The 20,714-nt window shown below is 39.8% G+C and carries 20 protein-coding genes; 2 read left to right on the forward strand and 18 right to left on the reverse strand.

Features of this window, described 5'->3' with window-relative positions; translation table 11 throughout:
* Positions 1-123: 123 nt before the first annotated feature.
* The 6 genes from LS684_RS20365 to LS684_RS20390 all read right to left on the reverse strand — a co-directional run bounded on the left by LS684_RS20365 (position 124) and on the right by LS684_RS20390 (position 7,598).
* A complete protein-coding gene (locus LS684_RS20365) occupies positions 124-1,410 on the reverse strand; it encodes an adenylosuccinate synthase (RefSeq protein ID WP_233808864.1) in 1,287 nt (428 codons plus the stop codon).
* Between the two features lie 478 nt (positions 1,411-1,888).
* Positions 1,889-3,253 carry a replicative DNA helicase gene (gene dnaB, locus LS684_RS20370; protein ID WP_233808866.1) on the reverse strand — a complete coding sequence of 455 codons (1,365 nt, stop codon included), beginning with the start codon at positions 3,251-3,253 and terminating at the stop codon, positions 1,889-1,891.
* A gap of 201 nt (positions 3,254-3,454) precedes the next feature.
* Positions 3,455-3,904 (reverse strand): 50S ribosomal protein L9, encoded by a 450-nt coding sequence (gene rplI, locus LS684_RS20375; RefSeq protein ID WP_233808868.1) that lies wholly within the window; start codon positions 3,902-3,904, stop codon positions 3,455-3,457.
* Positions 3,901-5,871, reverse strand: coding sequence for a DHH family phosphoesterase (locus LS684_RS20380; RefSeq protein ID WP_233808870.1), 1,971 nt, complete (start codon positions 5,869-5,871; stop codon positions 3,901-3,903). The genes rplI and LS684_RS20380 overlap by 4 nt, the downstream gene beginning before the upstream one ends.
* Before the next feature lie 26 nt (positions 5,872-5,897).
* A complete protein-coding gene (locus tag LS684_RS20385; RefSeq protein ID WP_233808872.1) occupies positions 5,898-6,842 on the reverse strand; it encodes a YybS family protein in 945 nt (314 codons plus the stop codon).
* Positions 6,843-7,049: 207 nt separating this feature from the next.
* Positions 7,050-7,598, reverse strand: coding sequence for a 2TM domain-containing protein (locus tag LS684_RS20390; RefSeq protein ID WP_233808874.1), 549 nt, complete (start codon positions 7,596-7,598; stop codon positions 7,050-7,052).
* A gap of 86 nt (positions 7,599-7,684) precedes the next feature.
* On the opposite strand from LS684_RS20390, the gene LS684_RS20395 reads away from it, so the two are divergent.
* The gene (locus tag LS684_RS20395) at positions 7,685-8,290 is read left to right on the forward strand and encodes a TetR/AcrR family transcriptional regulator (protein WP_233808876.1); all 606 of its coding nucleotides are present in this window, start codon (positions 7,685-7,687) and stop codon (positions 8,288-8,290) included.
* A 239-nt stretch (positions 8,291-8,529) separates the two neighbouring features.
* Here LS684_RS20395 and LS684_RS20400 read toward each other — a convergent pair whose 3' ends face one another.
* The 11 genes from LS684_RS20400 to LS684_RS20450 all read right to left on the reverse strand — a co-directional run bounded on the left by LS684_RS20400 (position 8,530) and on the right by LS684_RS20450 (position 18,957).
* Entirely contained in the window at positions 8,530-10,530 is a 2,001-nt protein-coding gene (locus LS684_RS20400; protein ID WP_233808878.1) for a methyl-accepting chemotaxis protein, read from the reverse strand.
* A gap of 235 nt (positions 10,531-10,765) precedes the next feature.
* The gene (locus LS684_RS20405; RefSeq protein ID WP_233808880.1) at positions 10,766-10,945 is read right to left on the reverse strand and encodes a hypothetical protein; all 180 of its coding nucleotides are present in this window, start codon (positions 10,943-10,945) and stop codon (positions 10,766-10,768) included.
* 222 nt (positions 10,946-11,167) lie between these two features.
* Positions 11,168-11,407 (reverse strand): 30S ribosomal protein S18, encoded by a 240-nt coding sequence (gene rpsR, locus LS684_RS20410; RefSeq protein ID WP_233808882.1) that lies wholly within the window; start codon positions 11,405-11,407, stop codon positions 11,168-11,170.
* A 55-nt stretch (positions 11,408-11,462) separates the two neighbouring features.
* Positions 11,463-11,969 carry a single-stranded DNA-binding protein gene (gene ssb, locus LS684_RS20415; RefSeq protein ID WP_233808884.1) on the reverse strand — a complete coding sequence of 169 codons (507 nt, stop codon included), beginning with the start codon at positions 11,967-11,969 and terminating at the stop codon, positions 11,463-11,465.
* Positions 11,970-12,042: 73 nt separating this feature from the next.
* Positions 12,043-12,330 carry a 30S ribosomal protein S6 gene (gene rpsF, locus LS684_RS20420; RefSeq protein WP_233808886.1) on the reverse strand — a complete coding sequence of 96 codons (288 nt, stop codon included), beginning with the start codon at positions 12,328-12,330 and terminating at the stop codon, positions 12,043-12,045.
* Positions 12,331-12,501: 171 nt separating this feature from the next.
* A complete protein-coding gene (locus tag LS684_RS20425; protein ID WP_233808888.1) occupies positions 12,502-13,653 on the reverse strand; it encodes a glycosyltransferase family 4 protein in 1,152 nt (383 codons plus the stop codon).
* A 67-nt stretch (positions 13,654-13,720) separates the two neighbouring features.
* Entirely contained in the window at positions 13,721-14,248 is a 528-nt protein-coding gene (locus LS684_RS20430; protein WP_432418787.1) for a phosphatase PAP2 family protein, read from the reverse strand.
* Between the two features lie 153 nt (positions 14,249-14,401).
* On the reverse strand, positions 14,402-15,502 hold the full coding sequence (ychF, locus tag LS684_RS20435; RefSeq protein WP_233808892.1) for a redox-regulated ATPase YchF: 1,101 nt from the start codon (positions 15,500-15,502) through the stop codon (positions 14,402-14,404).
* A 273-nt stretch (positions 15,503-15,775) separates the two neighbouring features.
* Positions 15,776-17,779: a molybdopterin-dependent oxidoreductase gene (locus tag LS684_RS20440; protein WP_233808894.1), complete on the reverse strand. Its 2,004-nt coding sequence runs from the start codon at positions 17,777-17,779 to the stop codon at positions 15,776-15,778.
* A gap of 77 nt (positions 17,780-17,856) precedes the next feature.
* Positions 17,857-18,054 carry a DUF951 domain-containing protein gene (locus LS684_RS20445; RefSeq protein WP_233808896.1) on the reverse strand — a complete coding sequence of 66 codons (198 nt, stop codon included), beginning with the start codon at positions 18,052-18,054 and terminating at the stop codon, positions 17,857-17,859.
* 12 nt (positions 18,055-18,066) lie between these two features.
* Positions 18,067-18,957: a mechanosensitive ion channel family protein gene (locus LS684_RS20450; RefSeq protein WP_233808898.1), complete on the reverse strand. Its 891-nt coding sequence runs from the start codon at positions 18,955-18,957 to the stop codon at positions 18,067-18,069.
* 234 nt (positions 18,958-19,191) lie between these two features.
* On the opposite strand from LS684_RS20450, the gene yyaC reads away from it, so the two are divergent.
* Positions 19,192-19,815, forward strand: coding sequence for a spore protease YyaC (gene yyaC / locus LS684_RS20455; RefSeq protein ID WP_233808900.1), 624 nt, complete (start codon positions 19,192-19,194; stop codon positions 19,813-19,815).
* Between the two features lie 90 nt (positions 19,816-19,905).
* Here the strand turns inward: yyaC and LS684_RS20460 are convergent, their stop codons facing one another.
* Positions 19,906-20,613 carry a DUF554 domain-containing protein gene (locus LS684_RS20460; RefSeq protein WP_233808902.1) on the reverse strand — a complete coding sequence of 236 codons (708 nt, stop codon included), beginning with the start codon at positions 20,611-20,613 and terminating at the stop codon, positions 19,906-19,908.
* Positions 20,614-20,714: the final 101 nt, after the last annotated feature.

Consider the following 20,714-nt stretch of genomic DNA (forward strand, 5'->3'; position numbering starts at 1 on the left):
AACCGCTTCATTGGCGACGCTTTTTATATTAGCATATTCTTCATTAGTCTGGCAATGCTTTTTTACAAAAATATTTAAAATAGCTCTCATGGCTTTACATTCAGCCATGAGAGCTATCAATTATTATCTCCAAGGGCTCAATACTACATTTGTTTGTGAGCGATCTGGTCCAACAGAGAAGATTGATAAAGGAATTCCTGTTAGCTGAGACACGCGCTCTAAATAATGACGAGCATTCGCTGGAAGTTCTGCGAGTGACTTGCAGTTCGTAATATCCTCTGTCCAGCCTGGAAGCTCTTCATACACAGGCTCACATTCTGCTAGAACCTTTAAGCTAGCTGGGAATTCTTCAATAACTTTCCCATTGTAACGATACGCTACACAGATCTTTAGTGTTTCAATTCCTGTTAACACGTCAATTGAATTTAGCGATAGATCGGTAATCCCGCTCACACGTCTTGCATGGCGAACAACCACACTGTCGAACCAACCAACGCGGCGAGGTCTGCCTGTTGTTGTACCGTACTCACGGCCTACTTCACGAATGTTATGTCCAATTTCATTATCAAGCTCTGTTGGGAAGGGACCGTCACCTACACGAGTTGTATAAGCTTTTGATACACCTACTACATGCTTAATTTTCGTCGGTCCTACTCCAGAACCAATGGTTACTCCACCTGCAACTGGATTCGAAGAAGTAACAAATGGATATGTTCCTTGATCGATGTCTAGCATAACCCCTTGTGCGCCTTCAAATAGAACACGACGGCTATCATCTAGTGCATCATTCAGCACAACAGATGTGTCGCATACATAATGTTTAATTTGTTGGCCGTACTCGAAGTATTCATCTAAGATTTCTTCGATTGTAAACCCGTCAGTTTCATAAATACGTTCTAAGATACGGTTTTTCTCTTCTAGGTTGCGTGCTAATTTTTCCTCGAATACTTCACGGTCTAGTAGGTCTGCAATACGGATCCCTACACGTGCTGCTTTATCCATGTAAGCTGGTCCGATTCCCTTTTTCGTGGTTCCAATTTTGTTCGCACCTTTGCTCTCTTCTTCAACCGCATCTAGCTTTAAATGATATGGAAGAATAACGTGAGCACGATTGCTAATGCGAAGGTTATCAGTTGTAACCCCTTTTTCATGTAAGTATGCAAGCTCTTTAATTAGCGCTTTTGGATCAACAACCATTCCGTTCCCAATAACACAAATTTTATCTTTATAAAAAATCCCTGAGGGAATTAGATGTAATTTATATGTTTCACCATTAAATTTTATTGTGTGTCCCGCATTATTTCCACCTTGATAGCGAGCAATAACCTCTGCATTTTCGGATAAGAAGTCGGTAATTTTCCCTTTTCCTTCGTCTCCCCATTGTGTTCCTACCACTACTACTGATGACATAAAAGCACCTCCAAAGGTTCCAATCAAATTTGATCTCCATTAACCTTTCTAAGTTTATCAATTGTGATGTATAAAAGTCAATGAAACACGAACATTTTAAGAAATCTTTTATTTTTCGTTCGTTATCGTAATGTTAACGTATGAATAATCTCCTTATATTGCTAATTAGTGTGCCTATTCCCTCGAATATATGAAAGCGCGTTTAAATACAAGGCTGTCTTCGTATCCCTTGTTGCTTTAGAAACATGGGTAGATATCCGCCGCTTTCACTAGGCGAGCGGTGAGTCTCCTCGGCTTCGACTGTAAAGTCTCCACCTGCCCTCACTGCTCCCGCAGGTGTCTCGCATCCTTCCGCTCCAACCTGCTGGGCTTCGGATAAAGAAGGGAAGCTTACCTAGTATAAAGCAACAAGCTTTCAAAAAATATCCAAATGCAAAAAAGGGCCAGCTCCCTCTTCCTTTAGAGGGGCTGACCCTTTTTACGCTCCTGGTGGAACGGATGATTCATCATAGCGATTCTCTAAGTTTACGAATTTATTATACTCTTTGACAAAGGCAAGCTTAACCGTACCTACTGGACCATTACGCTGCTTGGCAATAATGATTTCAATTATATTTTTATCCTCAGATTCCTTATCATAGTAATCATCACGATAGAGGAAGGCTACGATATCAGCATCCTGCTCAATACTTCCTGATTCACGAATATCCGACATCATTGGACGCTTATCTTGACGTTGCTCTACTCCACGGGAAAGCTGTGAAAGGGCAATTACTGGAATTTTCAATTCACGTGCTAATGCCTTTAAGGAACGGGAAATTTCCGAAACCTCTTGCTGACGATTTTCGCCAGAGCGACCACTACCTAGAATAAGCTGAAGGTAATCAATTAATATCATCCCTAAGCCATGCTCTTGCTTCAGTCGACGGCATTTAGAACGAATATCGGTAATACGTACCCCAGGCGTGTCATCGATGAATATTCCTGCATTGGACAAGCTTCCCATCGCCATTGTAAGCTTTCCCCAATCCTCATCATTTAATGAACCTGTACGAAGCCTTTGTGCATCAATATTCCCCTCTGCACAGAGCATACGCATGACTAGCTGCTCTGCCCCCATCTCAAGACTGAAGATGGCAACATTCTCTCCTGTCTTAGTAGCCACATTTTGGGCAATATTTAAGGCAAAAGCGGTTTTCCCTACTGATGGACGAGCACCTACGATAATCAAATCGTTTCGCTGGAATCCGGCTGTCATTTTATCGAGCTCCGCGAAGCCTGTCGCAATCCCGGTGATATCGCCTTTACGATTATGCATTTCTTCTATATTGTCATATGTGCGTACGAGTACATCTTTAATATCATGGAAGGCTCCGGCATTTTTCCGCTGGGCAACCTCAAGGATATTCTTCTCCGCTTCTCCTAGAAGGATTTCAACCTCATCCTCGCGGGAATATCCATCCTGAGCGATTCCTGTTGCTGTTCGAATTAACCTGCGTAGTAATGCTTTCTCTTCTACTATTCTTGCATAATATTCTATATTAGCTGCTGTGGGAACAGAGCTGGCAAGTTCACTTAAATAGCTAACCCCGCCAACATCCTCTAATAGTTTGGCGGCGGCTAGTTCTTCTGTAACGGTAATTAAGTCAACCGCTTTTCCTGAATCATTGAGCTTGAGCATCACATTGAATATTTTTTGATGGGCTGCTCGGTAGAAATCCTCAGGGATAAGCGTCTCAGAAGCAAGTGTTAACGATGAAGGCTCTAAAAAGATAGCCCCAAGTACGGCTTGCTCTGCCTCAATATTTTGTGGAGGCAGTCGATCTGCAAATAAATCACTCATCTATACAAAACCTCCCATTTCTTTAAGAGGAACTTTTAATGAAAGCACATGCACCTGCTCAGCTTCAACTGTAGCAGGGAAGCTTGGCACTGCTCTTCTGATTAGTCATGGCGGATTAAAAAATGTGACCAGCTTTCACCGATCACATTTCTATCAACTTCTCTATTTTAACATGTTTCGTTTAGAATGGAACTTCCAATATTAGTTTACTTCTTTTACGTGTACATTTAACGTAGCCATTACTTCTGTATGAAGCTTGACTGGAACCTTTGTATATCCGAGGGAACGAATCGCATCTGCTAGTTCAATTTTTCGCTTATCTAACTTAATACCATGCTTCTTTTTCAGTTCCTCAGCGATTTGTTTGCTTGTAATCGAACCGAATAAGCGGCCACCCTCGCCTGCTTTTGCTTCAAGCTCGATAGTGATTTTTTCAATTGTTTCTTTTAACTGCTTTGCTTCTTCTAGCTCTTCCGCCGCTACTTTTTCTTCTTTTTTCTTCTGTGCGTTTAGGGCACTCATGTTTCCTTGGTTTGCCTCAACAGCAAGACCTTGCTTAATTAGGAAATTTTGAGCATAGCCATCAGCCACGTTTTTCATTTCTCCTTTTTTCCCTTTACCTTTAACATCCTTTAGAAAAATAACCTTCATTCTTTATTTCCCCTTCCTACATATTCATCTATAGCCGCTTTTAATCGACTTTCTGCTTCATCTAATGTACTATCCGTAATTTGGGTAGCAGCATTTGTTAGATGTCCGCCGCCACCTAAGCTTTCCATAATGACTTGTACATTGATGTCACCTAAAGAACGAGCACTAATTCCAATGACATCATCTTCTCGATTTGATAAAACAAATGAAGCAATGACACCATCCATCGTCAATAAAGTATCAGCGGCTTGTGCAATTATGACCTGGTCTAGGACTTGATCATCTTTTGCCTTGGCAATCGCAACCCCGTCATGATGAAAGACGACGGATTCAATTAGCTTTGCTCGTTTGATATACGTATCTACATCTTCTTTTAAGAATTTCTGTACCATGACAGTGTCAGCACCCTGTCCGCGTAAATAAGAGGCCGCATCAAACGTTCTCGCACCCGTTCTTAGCGTAAAGCTTTTCGTATCTACAATAATACCTGCTAACAGAGCTGTCGCCTCTAACATATCAATTTTATCACGTTTTGGCTGATATTCTAGCAATTCAGTTACTAGTTCCGCAGTGGAGGATGCATAAGGCTCCATATAGACAAGAACAGGATTTTTTACAAACTCTTCTCCTCGTCGATGATGATCAATAACGACAACATTATCAATTCGGTTAACAAGCTTCTCTTCGATTACAAGCGAAGGCTTATGCGTATCCACTACTACAAGCAATGTGTCGTCTGTAGCAATATCGAGAGCTTGCTCTGGCGTAATAAACCTTGAAAACAAGCTATCATTTTTTCGAATTTCTTCGAGAAGCCTTCTAACTCCGTTATCAATCTCGTTAAAATTAAGAACTATGTAGCCTTCCTGCTGGTTCATTTGCGCAACCTTTAAAATCCCAATCGATGCACCGATTGCATCCATGTCCGGATTCTTATGTCCCATGACAATCACTTTATCACTTGCAACCACAAGCTCTTTCAGTGCATGAGATATGACGCGGGCTCTTACTCTTGTGCGTTTTTCTACTGGGTTCGTTTTCCCGCCATAGAATTTAACTTTCCCATTCGTTTGTTTAATTGCTGCTTGATCTCCTCCTCTTCCAAGGGCAAGATCTAAGCTAGATTGAGCTAGCGTGCCTAGCTCAGGCAAAGAGGAAACGCCCGTTCCAACACCAATACTTAAGGTAAGAGGAACATTTTGTTTGGATGAGATTTCCCGAACTTCATCCAAAATCGAAAATTTCCCTTTTTCTAACATTTGCAGAATATGCTCGTTAAATACCGCAATAAACCGTTCAGAAGAGATTCGCTTTAGGAACACTCCATTATCTTTCGCCCACTTATTTAAGATAGAGGTGACCAGGCTATTTAAGCTACTTCTAGTTTGATCATCCATCCCTTGCGTAAGCTCATCATAGTTGTCTAGGAAGATAATTGAGATAACCGTTCGTTCTTCTTCATACATTTTTTCAATCTCAGACTGCTCGGTAACATCAAAGAAATAAATGAGCCGTTCTTCTAAACGGTGAATGACACGAAATTTTCTTTCATGAAGCGTAATAATTTCTGATTCCACTTCCTGTTTAATCAGTGGAATTAATGAATCTGCAACATCATAAAGCGATCTTCCCACAAGCGTATCTTCATCGAAACAAGAAGCTAGAAATGGATTCGTCCATTCAATATAATAGTCATCATTGATGAGCATGATTCCAATTGGCATCTCCAGTAAAGCTTCTTCTCCTACTTTTTTCACTCGATAGGATAAAGTTGAAATATATTCTTCATATTCCTTCTTTTGCTCCTGATCGAATTTAATGATGAGATAGAATAAGGCCCCTGAGAGGAGAAAACCTCCTAGACTTAATATCCAGTTATAATACGCTAAAGCACCGAGAAGCACCACTGTTATGCCTATTAGCCCATAGAGTGGTGAGCGAATAGACCGCTTTTGCAAATAAGGCATGATTTCAGCTCCTAAACAGTAGTGTATTACCTAGTATCGTTCTTTAATCGTCCTCTAAATTCAAACCCTAAGTCAATTATACCTAATATCCTCATAATATGAAGGGCTAACGGATGAATGAAAAGTAAAATTGTTGCGATTATGGGAATCACTCTAGGAAATCCTTTAACGGAACTATAGAAATAAGTAAATGATAACCCTTGGATTACTAATAATAGCTGGAGAATAAAAGCTAAATTTACGAATGCCAAATACCAGTAGCTTCCGATTGGAAGATCTAAAAATAGGGAGGCGATCGTCACGAATAAATAATACCATAAGAGGCTTCTTGGAAAGACAAGATCCTTAAAGCCAGACCATTTTTCAACTTCGACCTTAAGCCTCCTAATTATAGGGAAGGACACCGATTGAATGATTAGAACCGTAGTAAAGGAAGCCATCACAAATAGAGTTGGTGTTAAGCTCTCGGCCATTATTAAGCCTGTTTCGTACTTCTCGATATCCTTTGCTGAAGGTACTTGTCCAAAAGTGGTTAACATTTGAATTGCAGCTTCCTGGGATTCTCTAAGAATTTCAAACATCTCTTCCACAAAATTAACTTTGAACAAAACTACGGAAACGATATATATGAATACAAAATTAATTAGAAAAGTAATTGAGGCTGCTATATACACCCTTGTGCGGCTCTGTTTCATTCGAAGTTGGTCACCCATTACAATCCCAATCATTCCAAACAATAATGTGAGAGGTAAGGATAGAACCGTCCCAACTATGAACGTAATGAAAAGAGAGGCAACTAAAAAGACAATCGAACTTTTCCGATCATTTTTTACAGAATATAAGATAAATGGAATAGATAAAAATAAACTTGAGACTACTCCTAATATAGGGATATAGATTGACATTAATAATATTACTGAAAAAATCGCTAAAAAAACCGCGCCCTCAGTTAACCGATGTACATTCTTCACTCGTACACTCCTTCGCCATTTACATATTTACGCTTTCTATTTTAGCTAGTTATACCCGTTCATTCAACCTAATGGATTTTTTGTTGAACTTCAGAACAAAAGCGAAAGGCGCATTAAGCACTGGAACTGGATGCCAGAGCGCTTATCCACCATCGATAAATTTTATAAACAATAAAAAAACTAGCGAAGTTTCACTAGCTTTAAGCATTACCATTCATTTGTTATGGATGTTCTTTTACGAGGAAAAATCGTGTAGCTGAAACTGATTACGAAATCAACAGCTAGTACTAGACCCCAAATAGTGAATACTTTAAAAAGCTCTTCAGTACGCTCTGGGTCACCAACGAAAAGCATCATGGAAAATAAAAGCAGATTACCGACAACCCAGCCGAGTAGATGCTGATACCAACCTCTTCGTTCTAAGCGAGCGTGTTCTCTTCCAAATTTAGCTTTTTTCTGCGGCTTTGGACCGTTTGAAAAGAAGTATGCAAATCGTACATCTGCCCACTGTACCATCTGCTGGCCAAATGCAATAGTCATTCCAATATAATAGGCAGCTAAGCCATGTATAAAGGTAGCTGATTGGCCACTTTTCAAATCATAAACAGTTGCAATAATTAAGATCAAATCAATAATCGGGGTACACAACAGAAGAATTGCACCAGCTTTTTTTCTTTTTAACACATAACGAGTGAATAATCCCGCTATCACAAATATCCAAAAACCAATTTCACAGGCAATAATAAGCCAGCCCATACTCATACCCCCTTATTTAATACAATTGTATTAAAAACAATATAACACAACTGTATTAAAAAGACAATATTTGGTATAATATAAGCATGCCAAAAATAGTTGATCATGAAAAACAAAAAGAAAAAGTTGCCGAGGCCGCTTGGAGAGCCATTCGGATGTATGGAATGGAAGGAGCAACAGTAAGGAAAATAGCAGATGAGGCAGGGTTATCCGTGGGATCTATGCGCCATTACTTCTCTAGTCAATCAGAACTATTCTCCTATTCAATGAGCCTTGTTTCAGAGCGGATTTCAAAGAGAATCCATCAAATTACATTTACGGGACAACCATTCAAAGATGCCCAGCTCATATTGTTTGAATTGCTTCCTTTGGATGAAGAAAAGCGTGCAGAAATGGAGGTTTGGCTCAAATTTAATACGAAAGCACTTTCTGATCCCGCTTTACTTTCCCATAGTGCAAGAGTATATGCTGAGCTCAAAATGGGGATAACCCATATTATTGATACGTTTATCCATTTAGGTTATGCAAAAGAGAACCTCGATCGTGAAAAAGAAATTGATGTACTCTATGCACTAATAGATGGGCTTGCACTTCATGGGATCCTGCAACCAGGTCAAATGCCGGCAAAAAGGATTGAAGCAACTGTCCAGCACCAGCTTGCATCGATTTGTAAGCCAGAAAAACGATGGTAAGCTCTAGTAGCCCTTATGGACGTCAAATGAAAATCTTTGGAACACGGAACAAATGCGCATGGGCCCTTCGTTAGGCTAGGGTAAGCATGAGACGGTATAGAATAGAACGCGTTATATGCCTTCCATTCTACATTGGGCTAGGATGTCAAAACGCTTATTAAAAATGGATAAGTTTTCTTCTCTATCAAGCAAGAAAAAAGGAGTTATCCCTACCATGGGAAACTCCTTTTTTCTTACAATCAAATCTTAAATTTATTCACGACAGCTTCTAGCTCATAGCTTAGCTCTGCTAGTCTTTCTGATGCGAGCGCAACCGATTCAAATGCTTTCATTTGCTCATCTGTAGATGCACTTACTTCTTCACAAGAAGCAGCTGCCTGCTCGGCCATTGCTGCAATACTTTGAACTCCAGTTACCACATCGTCCTTTTGGATTGATATGGAAGCCATTTCTTGATGGATATCCAGAATGGACTGCTTCATACTTTCAACTACATGCGATATGGTTTGGAAGCTTTCTTCAGTGCCCTTAACAACACCTGATTGCTCATCAAAGTTCTTCTTTGTATGATTCATCGATTCAACAGCCTTTGCTGCTCCACCTTGAATCACTGTAATCGTTGACTTCACTTCATCGGTTGCGCGGACAGATTGCTCAGCCAGTTTACGAACTTCTTCCGCTACTACTGCAAAGCCCTTTCCATGCTCCCCTGCTCTTGCAGCTTCAATACTTGCATTTAGTGCTAGTAAGTTGGTTTGTGACGAGATTTCCGTAATCGTTGTCATAACATGCTCAATCTGCTTAATTTTTTCTTCTAGATCAACAATGACTGCTTCCATTGAAGAAAGATACTGCTTGGACTGACCAAATGAGCCCAATAATTCTGTGATATTTGATAGTCCAAGCTGATTCACTTCATCCGCTTGGTCAGCTAAAGTAGTCATTTTTTCCGTTTGCTTGCTGACTATATTGATATTGTCACTTAATTGATTAGACTGATGGTGAGCTGTTTCTGCTTCTGATGCTGATTGTGCTGCTCCAAGAGCAATTTCATTGATAGCGCTTGCCATTTCCTCACTAGCTGCATTGGTTTCTTCTGAAACAGCACTTAGGCTCTCAGCTGATTCCTTTACATTTGCAACGGACTGATTAACCACTTGGAGCAATGATCGAATATTTTGGACCATATGGTTGAAATGATTGGCCAGTTCACCGATTTCATCCTTTGATCTTGCTGTAATATTGACTTGTAAATCGCCTTCAGCGACTTGGTTTACAGCTTTCTTTAAATCAGCTATTGGTTTCGTAATTCTTACGGAAACGTAATAAGTAATCCCACTAGCCACTATAAGGGCTACAACAGATATAAGAAGAAGAGCTAGCTTTATTTTTTGCGCGCTAGCCATTAAGTGTTTATCGGAATAGGTAGCCCCCACCTTCCACTCTGCACCAGGTAACGTCTGATAGATTAGGAGCTTATCAGCTGAGCCTTCTCTGTAGTTCTCAATCCCCTTAGTTTGTTTCGCCATACTCTTTACATAATCTAAATCTGCAATCTTCTTATTTTGTTTTGTCGGATGAACGATTGCTGTTCCATCCTTCGAGATGACGATTGGCTTTCCCTGATATCCTAGCTCCATTTTGCTGAGCATCGTCGCAAAATCTGTTAGCTTGATATCAATTCCGACCACACCAATTACTTTAGAACCAGCAGTAATAGCGCGAGAAGCTGTCAGAATTAACTCTTCTGATGCCTGATCCATATAAGGTTCACTCCAAACTACCTTATCTGGATTTTCCTCAGCGCCCTTGTACCAACCCCTTGAAGTAGGATCAAAGCCGTCTGGAAGGTCTGCTTTTGGATAGATTTGTAGTTCTTTATTCGGAGCAGCTACATAGATAGAGCTAATTTCATTATATAGCTCTGAATAACTCTCGAAATCACTCTTCAATCGAGCCCATACGTAATTGTTTGCATATTCAGGATCCTCGACCGCTCGGAGAACATACTGAGCAGCGCTATCTGATAAAGCAATTTGATGAATGCTGTTTGAGTATTGCTCTAAGAAGAGCTCTAAACTAAGCGTCATTTCTCCGACAATGACCTTTGATTGGGCAACAACATCCTTCTCTATTTGCTTCTTCATTTGATAATTAATTAATAAGCCCACGACAGATAATGTCACGACTAATAAGGAGATAAATAAGATAATTAGTTTCTTTTTAACTGAATTCACCATACCAAATTCCCCTATCGTTAAGAAGTTGTAAAAATTGTAACACAAATTTTACAAATTATAATTTTTTAAAAAATTCTAAATAAGGGATGGAGTTTGAGGTTTATTCATCGATTACCTGCTACATTTCAGATTAGATCCGTGACCTGTTTCAATCATTCACTATATCAGTAGCTTTACTCGGTGAATTTGTAAAAAATAGCAAGATTTCTGTAACTTTTATCAATTTATCCGTATTTCATATTTCTATTCCTTTATTTCGCTGCCGATTTATCAAGACAAATGCTTGAATGATAAAAAGTGTTGCAGCTAGTAAGTAAGTGACCACTGTTACCGGTTTCGGCTGACCAGTTTCATTCGTATAGATCCCTCCAAAAGCAATTAAGAGTCCTATCATTCCGTATACATAGCTTTTCATCTCTGCCCCCGTTCTTCTAATATAGGCTTAGTTTTTGATGTTTTTCCATCCAATCAAGCATATACATTTCTTTTTTCTTACTACGCAACCTTTACAAAGGAGTTTCCGGTCCATTGTGTAAAAGAAGCCTGACTCTTTACTAAATATTAACTAGGTAGGATCTGTACTTTCTATATGTCATAAAAAAAGACACCCTAAAATTAGGGTGTCTTTCAGTAGCTATTATTCACCAGAAACGTATGGTAAAAGAGCCATTTGACGAGCACGTTTGATAGCAACTGTTAATTTACGTTGGTATTTCGCGCTTGTACCTGTTACACGACGAGGTAAAATTTTACCACGCTCAGAGATGAATTTTTTAAGAAGATCTACTTCTTTGTAATCGATATGAGTGATTCCGTTTGCTGTGAAGTAGCAAACCTTACGACGTTTTGCACGTCCGCCTCTGCGTCCACCTGCCATTGTATTTTCCCTCCTCTTACTTAAGTTTTATATATTCTGCGTTCATTACGTGACATTAGAATGGTAGATCATCATCTGAAATGTCGATTTGACCGTCATTTGCAAATGGATCTTTATCTATTGATGTAAAACCGTTGTTGTTGTTGTTTGGTTGTTGACGTTGATTCTGATTGTTGCTTCCACCAAACGGGAAATCTTGTTCTCTTGAACCACCGCTGTAGCTGTTGTTTCCACCTGAAGCATTTCTCGGCTCAAGAAATTGTACACTTTCAGCAACAACTTCTGTCACATACACTCTTTTACCGTCTTGTCCTTCAAAACTGCGCGTTTGAATGCGTCCATCGACACCAGCAAGGCTTCCTTTTTTCAAAAAGTTTGCCACATTTTCAGCTGGTTTTCTCCATACCACACAGTTGATAAAGTCCGCTTCACGTTCTCCCTGTTGATTCGTAAATGTACGGTTTACAGCCAATGTAAACGTTGCAACAGCAACTCCACTTGGTGTATATCTCAATTCAGGATCTTTGGTTAAACGGCCAACTAGAACTACGCGATTCATCATCAGAATCAACCCCTTTCTTCTCCCCATGTTTCACATGAAACAATTCAATAGGTGAAGTTATATCTATCAATCATTACTTTTCGTTTTTAACTACGATATAACGGATAATGTCTTCGCTGATTTTAGCAAGACGGTTGAACTCGTCAACTGCTGGAGAACCAGCGTTAATGTTCATGATTTGGTAGTAACCGTCACGGAAGTCATTGATTTCGTAAGCTAAACGACGCTTACCCCAATCCTTTGCTTCTACGATCTCCGCACCATTATCAGTTAAGACGCCATTAAAACGCTCAATTAGAGCCTTTTTAGCCTCATCTTCAATATTTGGACGGATGATGTACATAACTTCGTACTTTTTCATCACTTTCACCTCCTTTTGGTCTAAACGGCCCGAGTGGGCAAGGAGCAATTATTCATTACTCACAAGTTGAAAGTATATCATATTGTCATAAGAATTGCAATAACACAAAGAGTTCTCCCTCAAACACAGGGTGAAAACATTCCCCCTATTGTTTTGGAAGAACTCAAATTATTAAGCAAGCTTCGCCATTGGATTCTTTTTGAATTGAATCACTTCTTCATACTCTGATAAAAGGTCGTCTAAAATTTGATCCCATGATTGTGCTAGTGCATACTTTCTGGCATTTTGACTCATGATGACGCGCTTAGTCGATTGAAGCATGATATCTTCAATCGACTGGATAAATGAATCCGCATCTCTAGCTTGGCAAATATATCCTGTCTGATCATGCTCTATAATCTCTTTTACCCCACCTTCATTCGCTACAATTCCCGGTGTTCCAGAGGCTAGTGCCTCTAATACCACATTCCCAAAGGTTTCTGTTGGAGAAGGAAAAATAAATAAGTCCGCTTCAGCGTAGGTCATCGCCAGCTTTTCCCCTTTTAGGTACCCTGTTAAGGTTATATTATCTCGTTCAGCGGTATGCTGTAGTAAGTCAGAATAACTTGGACCGTTTCCTACAATCACCCAGTGTACCTGCTTTTGTAATTCTGGAGATATGTTTTCCATTATGGCCGTTAATGTTTTTAAGTCTTTTTCAGGTGCTAATCGGCCCACATAAAGGAATATATATTTTTCTTTTATTTGATACTGCTCTCTTAGCCAAGTGGTCTTTTTCTTTGGAGTATACAGATCACAATCCACTCCTCTGGCCCATACTGCTAAGGAGTGAAAGCCTTGAGCTTCTAGGTGAGATTTCGTTTCCTCAGAAGGAACAAATATCCGTTCGCATGGCTGGTGAAACCACTTCATATACCGCCAAAGAAGAGGGTTTAACCATGTCAGCTTGTAGTAGTCTAAATATTGGTCAAAATGAGTGTGATAGGAGGCAACTAAAGGAATGTTTAGTTTTTTTGCTGCATGAGCTCCGTAAAGCCCCATCGTTAATGGGGTTGTTACGTGCACTAAGTCTGGAGAAAAAGTTCGTAATCTGTCCGTGATTTTACTGGGGTTAGCAATGGCTGCTCTGCATTCTGGATAAAAGATGAAAGGTAAGCTTGAAAATTGGTTTACATTCGGATAGGACGGACCATCTTCCATTTCAGGTACAAATATTTCACAATCGATGTCTCTTTTTTGCATGTGGTCTGTCAGCCTTTTTAACGTGCGGGCCACACCGTTTACCTGGGGATAAAAGGTGTCAGTAAATAAGGCAACTCTCATTATGAAACCTCCTATTATAGTAAAATGAATTGGAGAATAAATGGTTTACATGAAAAAAGTTTTGTGTTTATAACCAAAAGGAAAAGACAACCGCAGTAAGTGAGCCAATTAAGGAGCCTACAAGAATATCAGTAGGATAATGAACTCCAAGCACCACTCTAGAAAATGCAACTAAGCATGCCACAGGGAGCAAGATGGATGCTACATAAGGATCGTACATGGAATAAGGAATCATAATAGAAAAGATAGCAGTAGAATGTCCGGACGGAAAAGAATGATCGTTAAATAAATAGCCATGTACCTTCGCCTGTGGAAGTGCCATGTACGGTCGAATTCGTTTCACGATTTTTTTAATACACATTACAATGATATGACTCACAACTAAAGAAAGACTCGCAAGAATGACAAATGGCTTCATTTCAGCTGGTCCAAATAAATACAACAACAGTTGAAGCCCGATCGTAAAGCGGGCACCACCTAGATGTGTCATGTTTTTGAAAAAAACAACTATTAGTGCTGGCCATTGATTGCATAGGTAAAACCAAGATTCATCTTGCTTGATAATCCAAGTTTTGGCTCTTTCCAAGCTGCGCACCCCTTTCTAAAGAAGCTCCATTTCTTTTATTGTAAAAAGGAAAGATGATGACAGGTTTAATTAGATGTAAAAGAATTATTAATTTTTGACAATATCTTGAAACAAATAAAAAAGCCCTACAGAATGATCTGTAGAGCCTGTCAAAAATAGAGATTATACGTTAAAACGGAAGTGCATAACATCTCCGTCTTTCACTTCATATTCTTTTCCTTCTAATCGGACTTTCCCTGCTTCTTTAGCAGCTACCATTGTGCCAGCTGTTAAAAGGTCTTCGTAAGCAACCGTTTCTGCACGGATAAATCCTTTTTCAAAGTCAGAGTGAATGACACCCGCGCATTGAGGAGCTTTCATGCCTTTACGGAAAGTCCATGCACGAACTTCTTGCACACCAGCTGTGAAATAAGTAGCCAGTCCAAGAAGGCTGTATGCTGCACGAATCAATTGATCTAATCCAGATTCAGCAATTCCTAGCTCTTGTAGGAACATTTCCTTTTCTTCCCCTTCAAGCTCAGAGATCTCTGATTCGATTTTCGCACAAATGACAATAACTTCTGCATTATCCTTTGCAGCAAATTCTCTTACCTGCTGAACATACTCGTTTGTTGATGGATCTGCTACATCGTCTTCTCCAACATTTGCTACATATAGTACGGGCTTAATCGTTAATAGGTGCATTCCTTTAACAAGCTTCATTTGCTCATCTGTAAACTCTACCGTACGAGCCGGCTTATCTGATTCAAGGGCGTCCTTAACCATTTCAAGGATTTCGAGTTCAAATACTGCTTCTTTATCCTTCTGCTTAGCAAGCTTGCCTACACGCGCGATGCGCTTTTCGACAGATTCTAAGTCAGCTAAGATTAATTCAAGGTTGATTGTCTCGATATCTGAAATTGGATCTACCTTTCCAGATACATGAGTAATATTATCGTCAGCAAAGCAACGTACCACTTGGCAAATCGCGTCTACTTCACGAATATGAGATAAGAACTTGTTTCCTAGTCCTTCCCCTTTGCTTGCCCCTTTTACGATCCCTGCAATATCGGTGAATTCAAATGTAGTTGGGACTGTTTTCTTCGGTTGAACAAGCTCTGTTAGCTTGTTTAGGCGCTCATCTGGAACTTCTACGATTCCCACGTTCGGATCGATTGTACAGAACGGATAGTTGGCAGATTCTGCTCCCGCTTGCGTAATTGCGTTAAAAAGAGTAGATTTTCCGACGTTCGGTAAACCTACAATACCAGCTGTTAAGGCCATCCACTGTCACTCCTCTATTTCAATTATCTATTATGAATCTTATTATTTCGTCATAATTATAAGCCTCTCACAATTATAGAGATTTGCTTGTAAAAAGACAAGTAGTCCCTCATGTGAGTCTTTATTAAAGGCTGTATTCGTTTATTTGAAGGATGGGTAGTTTCCGTCCCCATTCTAATTCCCACGTCTAATATAATTAATATAGGCTATAAGCAAACTCAAAATGATATGAGCTTTCTTATAGCCTGTGGACTTCTAGATAACGTTCAAGGACTAACCGATTTTTTCCAAGTTTACTAAGCAATCGTATAAAGTGCTTCCTAATCCATTATCAGATTCTCTGCTGGAGGTGAGTAGGTTTACCGGTCCACCAAACTCGCCCCAGATTCCTTCGTCAATGTTAACCGTGTTTGGATGAGCTTGCTTTAAGATTTGGACGGCTCCACTTATTTCTCCTCGGTCATTCCATACACGGACAAGGTCATTATTTTCAAGACCTAATTGCTCGGCAATGTTCTTTGCTACTTCAACCTTAACCTTTTGATTTGGCAATAGATGAACATGCTGAGAATGATTTGACCGTAAAGGATGAATCGTTAACAGCGTATATGGATATTGCTTTGCCAATGCAGGATTAGACCATTTTGACTCCTTTGGTAAGGCCAGTGTAAGCTTTCCTTCAAAGCCTTTCTTCATCGCAGCAGTAGAAGTGAATTCATATTTTCCGCTTTCCGTTTGAAATTGGAAGTCTTTCCACGGGATTGGATCAACTGGTAGCTCCAAATGGTTTGATTTCTTGAGTTTCTCCCATGTGATTCCATGCTCTTGAAGGGTGCTCATCCCCATTTCAAGCCATTGATCAATGGAGTAATGGAATTTATCTCCAAAGCCTAGCTTCGCCGCAAGCTCACTCCAGATCCAAAGGTCTGACTTGGCTTCACCTGGAGGATCAACCAGCTTAGGACCGTAATTGACATAATGATGGTACATTGAAGAAAAGTAGATATCCTCTTCCTCAAAAACAGTCGTCGTTGGTAAGACATAGTCTGCTAATTTCGCAGTGTCTGTCATAAATTGATCAATTACCACTAATGTGTCCACAGAAGAAAAAGCTTCTTCTACTTTTTTCGTATCAGGAACCTGTGTAAGTGGATTCCCACAAGTGACTATAATCATTTTCACAGGTGGTTCGTTTGCCTTTAGAATCTCTTCTGCTTGCCTCATCATCGTAAACTGCCTAGAAGAATTCTTCTTGTGGGGGAGGGTTAAGGCATCGTAATGAAAGCTTTGACCCACCTGTCGATTTGCATAATTTGCTCCGCCCCCTGCAATCCCAATATTTCCACTTGCTGCCACTAGTGCATCAATGAGCCGAATGGTATTCCCACCATTTTCATATCGCTGCATCCCTAGCCCCAAATAGGTGGAGGTAGGCTTGTCTGCATAGACTCTAGCTAGCTCTGTCATGATATCTACTGGAACCTCAGTCATTTCACTAATTTCTTCAAGTGATATGGACTGTAATAGCTCCCATACATCTTGAAATCCAATCGTATACTGATCAATAAACGAATGATCGTGCAATTCCAAACGAAGCAGTTCCTTCATAATACCTGCTGCTAATAACCCATCCATTCCCGGCTTTACACTAACGTATTGGTGGGCCATTTTAGCGGTGGCATTGTAAATAGGATCTATTACATAGATTCGGCTTCCTTGTCGCTTTGCATCCTGTAAAGCTTGAAAGAAGTGCATGTTCGTCCGCGCTACATTTCTTCCCCAAATAATAATATTCTTGCTATTTGCTACATCTCCAGGAGCGTGGCTGTATGCATCACCGAAGTCCCAAGACTGTGCCTCAATACCAGCTCCCCAGCATATAGAGCCTGTTAACTCGGTCACTCCTCCATAGAGGTTAAAAAAGCGCTGATCTAGATTTTTTAATAAGCCACCGTTCGCATAATCATGACTGTGAAGAACAGCGGTTGTGTTATATTTTTCTTTTATTTCTGATAATTTGTTAGCGATTTCACTTAACGCTTGCTCCCATGTGATGGAGATAAATTCCCCATTTACTTTCTTTAATGGAGTTAAGAGCCGATTCGGTGCGTTTGTTCTTGTTTCTAACATTCGGCCACGACCACATATTTTCCCCTGTGTAATCGGATGATTCTCATCACCATCCACTTTGGTCACTTTTCCGTCCTCAATCGTCACTTTAAACCCGCAGCTATCCCAACAATTCAAAGGACAAGCAGAATGATGTACAGTTGCCAATTCCCCCTCAACTCCCCTATAAAAAAACAATATCTATAAGAATAATATAGGATGATAAAAAAAAGAAGCAGAAAGTTTTACCCTTCATGCTTCACTAGGATCTTCTTTAATTTTCGTGAAAATTCCTTTCGTGGAATCATTACACTATGCGAACAGCCTTCACACTTAATACGTATATCCATTCCAAGGCGAATGATCTTCCAGCGGTTTGTCCCGCATGGGTGCTGCTTCTTCATTTCCACTATATCGTTTAGACCAAATTCTTTTTCTTCCAATCGATTTCCCTCCTATTCAGTTCCCAATTCCTTCTCCTGATCTTCTTCCTGCCTTGAATACATAACCAATCGAGGAAACGGAATTTCAATGCCATTTTGATCTAGACATAATTTTAGTTCTTTCCTTAGGATACGAGCCATAAACCAATGACGCATAGGAACTGTTTCCGCAATAATTCGCAGTACCACATCTGAAGCAGCTAAATTCTGAACCCCTAATAGCTCAGGTGTTTTAACCAGCTCAGGATATTTCTCCGGAAGGGTTTGTAAAAACTCATGTATCACCTTTTCAGCTTTCGTAATATCCCCTTCATAAGAGATGCTGACATCGATGACGGCGATGCTATTATGAATGGAAAAATTGGTGACCTCATTGATGCTTCCATTGGGAAGAATATGTAGCTCGCCAGTCCAACTCTTAATCTTCGTAGTTCTTAAGCCAATCTCTTCTACATTTCCTTCAAATTGGCCAATACGGATATAATCACCGACAGAGAACTGATCCTCGAAAATAATAAAAAATCCAGTGATAATATCGCGCACAAGGTTCTGGGCTCCAAAGCCAACAGCAAGTCCGACAATTCCCGCTCCAGCTAACAATGCTTTTACATCAATCGTTAGCACGGAGAGAACCATCATTAACGCAATAAAATAGACTACATATGAAAGAACATTTTCTAAGAGCTTCATAAGGGTCGTTTCTCGTCTCTCCGAAATTCTAAGCGGAGATTTGGTTCGTACCTTAAAAATATTCTGAATAGCGATCTTGCCAATGCGTATTAGAATCCCTGCTACGAACAAGATCGCAATAATCTTCAAGGTTCCTTCCCCTATATCCATCCAAATATCTTCATCGATAATTTTATTTATCAATTCCTCTAAGAGCTTTTGTATTTGATTCATTTGCCACCTGCTTCCTTCTTTTAACGGCTATTAAAAGCAAATCTATTTTAACAAGTTTTTTTGTTTCTTTGAAGTTATAAAGATGGAGAATACAAAAATCCTCCAAGCTTCATCGTTCTTTGGACTGGCTAATATTATTATTCTCACATTAATTATGTATTTAGTAGGTCTTTGACGTATACATCTCTATGTTTTTCCGTATACTGTTAATACTATTGCGAAGGAGTGGAACCCATGAAGTTTAACCATTTATTTGAAAAGAAGGACGGTGGGTTGCGAATTGCCTATGATGACCAGACGGCCGTTCATAAGATAGCACATGAGCTATTCTCCTCAATCCCTTCAAGCGTAAAAAAACGACCTATTGTTTTTGTTTGTATCGGAACGGATCGTTCAACTGGTGATTCGTTGGGTCCACTAGTCGGAACGCTGCTTCAAGAAAAATCGGTTGCCCCCTTCTATGTATATGGAACGTTAGAGGATCCCATTCATGCAGTTAATTTAGAAGAAAAGTTAGCTGAAATCAAAGAAAAGCACTTTCGCCCATTTATTATTGGAATAGATGCCTGCCTAGGACGGCTAAAAAGTGTAGGCGCTATTCAAGTCGGCCAAGGGCCAGTTAAACCAGGTGCGGGAGTCAATAAAGAACTTCCTGAAGTCGGAGATATGCATATTACAGGAATTGTCAATGTCAGCGGGTTCATGGAATACTTCGTATTACAAAATACACGACTTAATTTAGTATTGAAAATGGCCAAAACAATTGCAAACAGTATCCACCAAGCAAGCTTATCAACACAACCCAAACATACTTGGACAGATTTACGATGGGATTATGACCAAGAACAAACTACCTAGATAGTCGAAGTGACCTGTATAAAGGTGGATAAACGGAAAGAAGAGCCAGTTGAGTTTCGGCTCTTCTTTATTGGACCGTTTTTTCTATAATTAGGTAAAGTAGTGAATCCCAGTGACAATAGCACCCGTTACAAGGATGCCAGGTAATAGGTTAGCAACACGAATTTGAATGACTCCTAGAAGGTTTAAGCCGATAGCAAAAATCATAATTCCTCCGGTTGCAGTCATTTCCTTTATAAAGCTATCCATAAGTTCTTGGGGCACAAACTGATTAATTTGCGTAGCAAATAAAGCGATTGATCCTTCATATAACATAACAGGGATAGCTGAAAAAATGACACCTATTCCAAGAGTTGTCGTAAGAATAAGAGAAGTAAACCCATCTATAATGGCCTTTGTATACAGAACATCGTGATCTCCTCGTATGCCACTATCCAGTGCGCCTATCACAGCCATTGCTCCAATTACGAAAATCAGAGTAGCGGTAACAAATCCTTGAGAAATACTCCCTGTTCCGCTAGATGCTCCTATTTTTCTTTCAATCCAATTGCCAAGTGCATTTAACTTTCCTTCTAAGTCGACCATTTCACCAAGTATGGCACCAAATACAAGACTCAATATGACGATTAGATAATTTTCGCTTTTAAATCCCATTTGTAGCCCTAAAACCATGACCGCTAAGCCAATTGCGTGCATAACGGTTCCCTTCATATTCTCTGGAATACGGTGAAGGAGCTTACCTAATAAAGTTCCAATGATTATTAACAATCCATTTACAATGGTCCCAAGTAAAAACATAATTTTCTCCTTATATCTCTTTCGTCAAACCAAATTTTTAGTCATTATACTATCATGTGCTAATAATTTTTGACAGCTTTTTCTTTTTTCTTCAAAAAACA

The sequence above is a fragment of the Cytobacillus spongiae genome (genome assembly GCF_021390075.1).

What these genes read in the sequence shown, in the direction of transcription:
- LS684_RS20365 (WP_233808864.1), bottom strand. Translation starts at nt 1,410, where the DNA reads ATGTCATCAGTAGTAGTGGTAGGAACACAATGGGGAGACGAAGGAAAA.
- dnaB (WP_233808866.1), bottom strand. Translation starts at nt 3,253, where the DNA reads ATGAGTGATTTATTTGCAGATCGACTGCCTCCACAAAATATTGAGGCA.
- rplI (WP_233808868.1), bottom strand. Translation starts at nt 3,904, where the DNA reads ATGAAGGTTATTTTTCTAAAGGATGTTAAAGGTAAAGGGAAAAAAGGA.
- LS684_RS20380 (WP_233808870.1), bottom strand. Translation starts at nt 5,871, where the DNA reads ATGCCTTATTTGCAAAAGCGGTCTATTCGCTCACCACTCTATGGGCTA.
- LS684_RS20390 (WP_233808874.1), bottom strand. Translation starts at nt 7,598, where the DNA reads ATGGGCTGGCTTATTATTGCCTGTGAAATTGGTTTTTGGATATTTGTG.
- LS684_RS20395 (WP_233808876.1), top strand. Translation starts at nt 7,685, where the DNA reads ATGCCAAAAATAGTTGATCATGAAAAACAAAAAGAAAAAGTTGCCGAG.
- LS684_RS20400 (WP_233808878.1), bottom strand. Translation starts at nt 10,530, where the DNA reads ATGGTGAATTCAGTTAAAAAGAAACTAATTATCTTATTTATCTCCTTA.
- LS684_RS20405 (WP_233808880.1), bottom strand. Translation starts at nt 10,945, where the DNA reads ATGAAAAGCTATGTATACGGAATGATAGGACTCTTAATTGCTTTTGGA.
- rpsR (WP_233808882.1), bottom strand. Translation starts at nt 11,407, where the DNA reads ATGGCAGGTGGACGCAGAGGCGGACGTGCAAAACGTCGTAAGGTTTGC.
- ssb (WP_233808884.1), bottom strand. Translation starts at nt 11,969, where the DNA reads ATGATGAATCGCGTAGTTCTAGTTGGCCGTTTAACCAAAGATCCTGAA.
- rpsF (WP_233808886.1), bottom strand. Translation starts at nt 12,330, where the DNA reads ATGAAAAAGTACGAAGTTATGTACATCATCCGTCCAAATATTGAAGAT.
- LS684_RS20425 (WP_233808888.1), bottom strand. Translation starts at nt 13,653, where the DNA reads ATGAGAGTTGCCTTATTTACTGACACCTTTTATCCCCAGGTAAACGGT.
- ychF (WP_233808892.1), bottom strand. Translation starts at nt 15,502, where the DNA reads ATGGCCTTAACAGCTGGTATTGTAGGTTTACCGAACGTCGGAAAATCT.
- LS684_RS20450 (WP_233808898.1), bottom strand. Translation starts at nt 18,957, where the DNA reads ATGAATCAAATACAAAAGCTCTTAGAGGAATTGATAAATAAAATTATC.
- yyaC (WP_233808900.1), top strand. Translation starts at nt 19,192, where the DNA reads ATGAAGTTTAACCATTTATTTGAAAAGAAGGACGGTGGGTTGCGAATT.
- LS684_RS20460 (WP_233808902.1), bottom strand. Translation starts at nt 20,613, where the DNA reads ATGTTTTTACTTGGGACCATTGTAAATGGATTGTTAATAATCATTGGA.